This is a genomic window from Streptomyces sp. MnatMP-M17 (assembly GCF_900091995.1).
Taxonomy (GTDB): domain Bacteria; phylum Actinomycetota; class Actinomycetes; order Streptomycetales; family Streptomycetaceae; genus Streptomyces.
Map to the genome: position 1 here is coordinate 1 of NZ_FMDK01000544.1, position 7,251 is coordinate 7,251.

At 69.8% G+C, this 7,251-nt stretch carries 7 protein-coding genes; 3 read left to right on the plus strand and 4 right to left on the minus strand.

The window, feature by feature from the left end:
* Nucleotides 1–415: 2'-5' RNA ligase family protein (locus GA0115259_RS23755; protein ID WP_272921180.1), on the plus strand; the 415-nt coding region annotated here is incomplete at its 5' end.
* A gap of 171 nt (nt 416–586) precedes the next feature.
* Here the strand turns inward: GA0115259_RS23755 and GA0115259_RS23760 are convergent.
* Nucleotides 587–1,582 carry an aldo/keto reductase gene (locus GA0115259_RS23760; RefSeq protein WP_093600813.1) on the minus strand — a complete coding sequence of 332 codons (996 nt, stop codon included), beginning with the start codon at nt 1,580–1,582 and terminating at the stop codon, nt 587–589.
* Nucleotides 1,583–1,756: 174 nt separating this feature from the next.
* Nucleotides 1,757–2,446, minus strand: coding sequence for a GDSL-type esterase/lipase family protein (locus GA0115259_RS23765; protein WP_093600815.1), 690 nt, complete (start codon nt 2,444–2,446; stop codon nt 1,757–1,759).
* Nucleotides 2,447–2,570: 124 nt separating this feature from the next.
* Here GA0115259_RS23765 and GA0115259_RS23770 point away from each other — a divergent pair, with 124 nt between their 5' ends.
* On the plus strand, nt 2,571–3,644 hold the full coding sequence (locus GA0115259_RS23770; protein WP_093600817.1) for a WD40 repeat domain-containing protein: 1,074 nt from the start codon (nt 2,571–2,573) through the stop codon (nt 3,642–3,644).
* 162 nt (nt 3,645–3,806) lie between these two features.
* On the opposite strand, the gene serC is transcribed toward GA0115259_RS23770, so the two are convergent.
* Together serC and GA0115259_RS23780 are read right to left on the minus strand one after the other, a co-directional pair.
* Nucleotides 3,807–4,925, minus strand: a complete 1,119-nt coding sequence (gene serC / locus GA0115259_RS23775) for a phosphoserine transaminase (RefSeq protein ID WP_093600819.1) — start codon at nt 4,923–4,925, stop codon at nt 3,807–3,809.
* A gap of 175 nt (nt 4,926–5,100) precedes the next feature.
* On the minus strand, nt 5,101–5,736 hold the full coding sequence (locus GA0115259_RS23780) for a GTP-binding protein (RefSeq protein ID WP_093600821.1): 636 nt from the start codon (nt 5,734–5,736) through the stop codon (nt 5,101–5,103).
* A 641-nt stretch (nt 5,737–6,377) separates the two neighbouring features.
* On the opposite strand from GA0115259_RS23780, the gene GA0115259_RS23785 reads away from it, so the two are divergent.
* On the plus strand, nt 6,378–7,251 hold an 874-nt coding region (locus tag GA0115259_RS23785), incomplete at its 3' end, for an FAD-binding oxidoreductase (RefSeq protein WP_141716665.1).

Sequence of the window (7,251 nt, forward strand, 5' to 3'; positions counted from 1 at the left end):
GCTGTGGGCCGGGGCCGCCGGCGACATCGACACGCTGCGGCGCCTCGCGGAGCGCGCCGACGCCGCCGCGCGCCGGTCCGGCCTGCCGATGGAGGAGCACCGCCACTACCGGCCGCATCTCACGCTCGCCCACAGCCGTACGGACCAGGATCTGCGGCCGTACGCGACGGCCATGGACGGCTTCGAGGGCACACCGTGGGAGGTGGCCGAGCTGGCGCTCGTACGGAGCCGGCTCCCGGTGAGCGGAGTGCCCGGTGAGCAGCCGCGGTACGAGACGCTCGTACGCTTCCCGCTCGGCCGGGCGCGGAGAGAGAAGCCGAACGGAGAGACGGACGGTGGGACGGACGGGAAGCCGAACGGCAACCCGGGAGCCGACCAGGACCCGGGCGCCGGGCGCGAGACCCTCGGCCGTTAACCTCGACCTGTGGACCCCAAGACCCGAAACCAGATCATGGCCGGCGCGCTGGTGCTGATGTTCGCGATCATCGCGGTGGCAGCCGCGGTCGGTTAGGCCCTGTCCGATCGACCGGACAGGGCCTCTAGTCGGTCGGCCGCCGACCCCGGCCGCCCTCCCGCGTAGCGCGTACTACCAGGCGAACGCCTCCGGCGAAGGCCCCGTGCCCGGGAAGATCTCGTCCAGCGAGGACAGGACCTCCTCCGACAGCTCCAGCTCGACCGCGCGCAGAGCGGATTCCAGCTGCTCGATCGTGCGCGGGCCGACGATCGGGCCCGTCACGCCGGGACGGGTGAGCAGCCACGCCAGCGCGGCCTCGCCGGGATCGATGCCGTGCTTGTCGAGCAGGTCCTCGTACGACTGGACCTGCGCCCGGATGGCCGTGTTCGCGAGCCCGCTGCCCGAACGGCCGGCGGTGGTACGGGAGCCGCCGCCCTCGCGCTCCTTGCGGATCGCGCCGCCCAGCAGACCACCGCTCAGCGGCGACCACGGGATGATCCCGAGGCCGTACTCCTGCGCGGCCGGAATGACCTCCATCTCGGCGCGGCGCTCGGCCAGGTTGTACAGACACTGCTCGCTGACCAGCCCGAACGAACCGAGCCGACGGGCGGTCTCATTGGTCTGGGCGATCTTCCAGCCGGGGAAGTTGGAGGAGCCCGCGTAAAGGATCTTGCCCTGCTGGATCAGGGTGTCGATGGCCTGCCAGATCTCGTCGACCGGGGTGCTGCGGTCGATGTGGTGGAACTGGTAGAGATCGATGTGATCGGTCTGGAGCCGCTTGAGGCTGGCGTCGACCGCACGGCGGATATTGAGGGCCGAGAGCTTGTCGTGGTTGGGCCAGGCCGGATCGTCCGCGGCCATGTTCCCGTAGACCTTGGTGGCGAGGACGACCTTGTCACGGCGGTCGCCGCCCTTGGCGAACCAGGTGCCGAGGATCTCCTCCGTACGGCCCTTGTTCTCGCCCCAGCCGTAGACGTTGGCGGTGTCGAAGAAATTGATGCCCGCGTCGAGCGCGGCGTCCATGATGGTGTGACTGTCGGCCTCGTTGGTGAGAGGACCGAAGTTCATCGTCCCGAGGACGAGTCGGCTTACCTTGAGTCCGGAGCGTCCGAGCTGCGTGTACTTCATGACTCCACAGCCAACGCGTTCGAGCGCACTCAAGGCAAGCCCGAATCGGCCTTGTGGCGGACGGACCGCCCCCGTCGCCCCGGGAGCGGCGGACCCGCCGGCCCGCAGCCGGACCACCACCTCCCTTACCTCGAAGTCCGCACACGGTACGGACTCACGGGGTGTTGCCGGGCTTCAGCCGTGTGGCTCGTACGGTGTGCCCAGGCCCCACGCCTGGTGCATGGCGTCGGCGAACGCGGCGGCGAGTTTGTGTTCGCCCGAGGGCGCCGGGTGGGTGCCGTCGTAGGTGTCCCGGTGGATGTCGTACGCCGGCGGGCACGAGGCGAGCAGCAGAGGTGAGGACGGCCGGTCGAGGTCGGCGACGGCCTTGCCGAGCAGTTGGTTGAAGCGGTCGACCTCGGCGGCGAAGGCGCGGTCGGACTCGGCCCGGATATTCGGGATGACGGGCAGGAGCACGGCCCGTACGCGCGGGTTGGCCGCGCGGGCCTCGGCGATGAACGCGCGGGCGCTGCGCGCGGTCTGCGTACTGTCCGTATAGAAACCGAGGTCGATCAGCCCCAGCGAGACCAGCAGGATGTCGGCCTTCCCGGCCCGTACCGCCTCGCCGATCAGCGGACTCATGTGCTGCCACCCCACACCCCAGCCCGCGAGATGGTGGCGGGCATGGGCCGGGAAGCCGGGGCCGGCGGCGTAGTCGTACGAAACGGGCGCGTCGGCCTCGCTGTCGTACAGCCCGGACCGTGGGCCGACGATCCGGAACGGGACGCCGAAGGACGCGTCGAGGTGCTGCCACATCCGATAGCGCCAGGTGAAGTCGCCGGCGCGCCCGATCGTCATGGAGTCACCGACGAAGAGGAAACGCATCGGGCCATCATGGCCGACGGCCGGGCCGGAGGCGCGGAGAGGCCGGGCGCGTATATGCCCGGACATGCGTACGGACATGCGTACGGATACGTGACGCGCGCGGGCGGGATGGCAGGCTGGTGGCATGCGTTCGCTTCCGCGCCATCCCGGCCTGCGTCTTTCCGGTGCCGTCACCGCCCTCGCCGCCGCCGTACTGCTGAGCGTGCCGGCGTCCGTGCCCGCGTCCGCAGCGGCGTCCGGGGCCGGGGCCGCCGCCGACGACGGGGCACCCGACCAGACCTTTACGATCAAGGATCCCCGGATCGTCGAGTCCAGCGGGCTGGCCGCGAGCCGTCTCCACCCGGGCGTCTACTGGACGCACAACGACAGCGACGACGGGCCCTATGTCTTCGCCGTGGACTCCAGGACCGGCGAGACGGTGGCGACGATCACCATGGAGGGGGTCGGTGAGCCCCGGGATGTAGAGGCCATCTCTATTGGTCCCGATGGAAATGTGTATGTCGGCGATATTGGCGACAACCTCAATGGGAGCTGGGACCATGTGTGGATCTACCGCTTCCCGGAGCCCAAGGAGCTCAAGGACATGACGGTGCGGGCGACGCAGTTCACCGTCAAGTACGCGGACGGACCGCGCAACGCCGAGGCGCTCATGGTCGATCCCATGACGGGCCGCGTCTATATCGCCTCGAAGAACGACAACGGCGGCGGACTCTACGAGGGCCCGGCGCGGCTGACCTCGTCGGGTACGAATGTCTTCCGGCGGATCGGCGAGGTGCCCTGGGTGACGGACGGTGCCTTCTCGCCCGACGGCACGGAACTGGTACTGCGCTCGTACATCAGCGCCCGGGCCTACGCATGGCAGAACGGCCGCCTGGGCGAGGACCACGCGGTCCACGCACCGTTCCAGGGCCAGGCGGAGTCCGTGACGTACACGGCGGACGGCAGCGCGCTGATGTTCGGCTCGGAGGGCAAGGAAAGCCAGGTCGTACGCGAGGACCTGGACAACGGCAAGGGCGAGGACAAGGCCAAGGACTCCGGCAACTCCCCGTCCGGCAAGGGCAGTTCCTCAACCGACCCCAACGACGCCGGCACAGCCGACGGCAGCGCCACCAAGGGCAACGCCACCCTGGGCGCGTTCATCCTCATCGGCGGCGCGGTGCTCTTCTTCGGCTTCAAGCGCCTGCGAGGCAAGCCCTGACGACCAGTCCCGCCGCACGGCACCGTCCGGCCACACCACTCGGAGCGCACACCAAAAGCGGACGGCAGAAGGGCCCCTCAGCCCGGGGCCGTGAACGACGAAAACACCCCCTTGGGATCCAAGATCGGCTCGGGTCCCAAGGGGGCGTGGGGCGGCGCGGGGTCAGAGGCGTTCGATCACGTAGTCGATGCACTCCGTCAGGGCCGCGACGTCTGTCGGGTCGACGGCCGGGAACATGGCCACGCGGAGCTGGTTGCGGCCGAGTTTGCGGTAGGGCTCGGTGTCGACGATGCCGTTGGCGCGCAGGGTCTTGGCGACTGCCGCCGCGTCGATCTCGTCCGCGAAGTCGATCGTGCCGATGACCTGCGAGCGCTTCGCCGGGTCGACCACGAACGGTGTCGCGTACTTGGAGGCCTCGGCCCAGCCGTACAGCGTGCGCGAGGAGGTGGCCGTGCGGCGGACCGACCAGTCGAGGCCGCCCTGCGAGTTGAGCCAGTTGAGCTGCTCGTTGAGCAGGAAGAGAGTGGCCAGCGCCGGAGTGTTGTACGTCTGGTTCTTGAGCGAGTTGTCGATCGCGGTCGGCAGCGAGAAGAACTCCGGCACATGGCGTCCGGATCCGTGCACGCGGGCGGCGCGCTCCAGCGCGGCCGGCGAGAAGACACCGATCCACAGCCCGCCGTCGGAGGCGAAGGACTTCTGCGGAGCGAAGTAGTAGACGTCCGTCTCGGTGATGTCGACCGGCAGGCCGCCCGCGCCCGACGTCGCGTCGACCAGGACCAGCGCGCCCTCGTCGGCGCCCGCGACCCGCTCGATGGGCGCCGCGACACCGGTGGAGGTCTCGTTGTGCGTGAAGGCGTAGACATCGACGCCCGCCTCCGCGACCGGGTCCGGGTGCGTACCGGCGTCGCTGGTGATGACGGTCGGCTCGGCCAGCCAGGGTGCGAGCTTCGCCGCCTTGGCGAACTTGGAGGAGAACTCACCGAAGGAGAGATGCTGCGACTTGTTCTCGATCAGACCGTGCGTCGCGATGTCCCAGAAGGCGGTGGAGCCGCCGTTGCCCAGGATCACCTCGTATCCCTCGGGCAGCTCGAAGAGGCTCCGTACACCGTCGCGTACCGAGCCGACCAGGTTCTTGACCGGGGCCTGGCGGTGGGACGTGCCGAGCAGGGAGGTACCGGTGGCGGCCAGCGCGTCCACCGCCTCCGTCCGCACTTTGGAGGGACCTGCGCCGAAACGGCCGTCGGCGGGCTTGATGTCAGCGGGAATCTGGATATCGGCCACGGCCGGAGCCTAGTCCCTTCCGATACACGGCGGGCAACGGTGTCCGTCGGATGAGACACCGCTTCCGGCCCCGGGAGACGCCGCCTGAACAGGAGGGGACGCCTCCGCCCTGGGCGCCTTGGCTTCACTCGATCGGAGGGTGTCTCTACCCGGTGTGATGGCCGCCGTCCCGCAGTCAGCCGTCGCCCGGCTCCTCGGCCTTCTCGTTCTCCGCCGCCCGCTTCGACGCCAGCTCGTACAGATACTCCACCAGCGTGATCAGCACGTACTTGCTGGAGGACCGGTCCCGCGCGTCGCACTCCACCAGCGGTACGTCCGGGGCCAGCGCCAGCGCCGTACGGATCTGGTCCACCGCGTGGAAGGGCCCGCCGAAGTCGTTGCAGGCCACGATGAAGGGCGTGCCGTGGTGTTCCAGCCGGTCCAGCGCGTACCAGGAGTCCGAGAGACGGCGGGTGTCGACCAGGACGACCGCGCCCAGCGTCCCGGAGAAGAGCCGCTCCCAGAGGAACCAGAAGCGCTCCTGGCCCGGCGCGCCGAAGAGATAGAGGACGGACTTCTCGTCCAGTGAGATCCGGCCGAAGTCGAAGGCGACGGTGGTCGAGGTCTTTCTTCGCAGTCCCTCCAGATCGGCGACCACATCGATGTCCTCGCCCGCCCGGGACAGCGTCTCCTCGGTGTTGAGAGGACGGATCTCGCTGACGGAACGGACCATGGTCGTCTTGCCGACACCGAAACCGCCGACGATGACGATCTTCAGACCGTTCTCGACGGTGCTGGCCAGCGAGGGCCCGTCCGAGGACCGCTGGTCCACAGACGCGACGGCCGCGACGGCCGTGGCCGGGACGGCCATGGCCGCGCCCGTGGACCGGTCGGCGGGCGTTCCGGTGGGCCGTTCAGAGGTTGCGGAGTCCAACGCGCACCTGCTTCGGGAGGTCGGGATCGGGAAGTCGCGGAGCCGTACGGGCCGTACGAGGACGACGGGCGCCCCGGGAAGGTTCCCGGGAACGGCCGGTTCATGCCCGTGCCCGTGGGCCGCTCTGTCCGTGTGCGTGTGCGGTGGTGTGCGAGGGAACGGGAGCGCCGGTCGTGGTGCTGGTCGTGGTGCCCGTCGTGGTCATCGTGGATCGCCTTCCGGATGTGTGGGGGTGGCCGGGTGCGGTGGAGCGGTTGGTACGACCTGCCGGAAGGCGCTGAACCGGGCTGCCGGTGGGGCGGCGGCGGGCACGGCGGGGATGGGGGCCCCGCGTCGCCCAACTCGGATGAGTCAGAGATGGTCCGGAGGTGACAGCCTTGGAATCTGTTGAATATTGCTCAAACGGTGGCCACTATATGAGATTTGACGATCAGTTTGGGAGCTTCCTGTTCGGTTTTCTTCCGTGCGCCGAGTGTGGTTGGCGGCGAAAAGCCTGGGTTGTGCCTGGGTTGTGGTGATGGCCGGGGCATCCTGGGCTCATGGCTGAGTCGGATACGTCGGATACGAAGGCACTCGCGCGGGCGCTGAGAGCGGCCGTGCGCGGCGAGGTGGAGTTCGACGCGGCGGCACGCGCGCTGACGACCATGGACGCGTCCAACTACCGGCGTGTCCCGGTGGGCGTCGTCTCGCCGCGCGACGCGGCGGATGTGGCGGCGGCGCTGGCGGTCTGCCGGGAGCACGGCGTACCGGTGGTACCGCGCGGCGCCGGGACCTCGATCGCCGGGAACGCGACCGGCGTGGGCGTGGTGCTCGATCTCACCCGCCATCTGCGGTCCATCGTGTCCGTGGACGCCTGGGCGCGCACGGCGGTCGTCCAGCCCGGTGTCGTCCTGGACGATCTGCGCGCCGCCGTACGCCCGCACGGACTGACCTTCGGGCCCGATCCGTCCACGCACAGCCGCTGCACACTCGGCGGGATGATCGGCAACAACGCGTGCGGATCGCACTCCGTGGCCTGGGGCACGACCGCCGACAACATCCATGAGCTGTCGGTCCTGACGTACGGCGGTGACACGCTGCGCCTCGGCCGCGGCTGGGACGGCGCTCCCGCCGGACTGCGCGAGCTGGTCGACCGTCATCTCGCGCCGCTGCGCACGGGCTTTCCCACCGGGCTGCCCAGGCTGATCTCCGGTTACGCGCTGCCCGCGCTGCTGCCGGAGGCGGGTCCCGACCTCGCCCGTGCCTTCTGCGGCAGCGAGGGCACGCTCGGTGTCGTCACCGAAGCGACCGTACGGCTGGTCGAGGCACCGGCCGCGCGGGCGCTCGCCGTACTCGGCTATCCGGACGAGAGCGCCGCCGCCGAGGCCGCGTCCGGGCTGCTGCCGTACGGTCCGCTGACCGTCGAGGGCATGT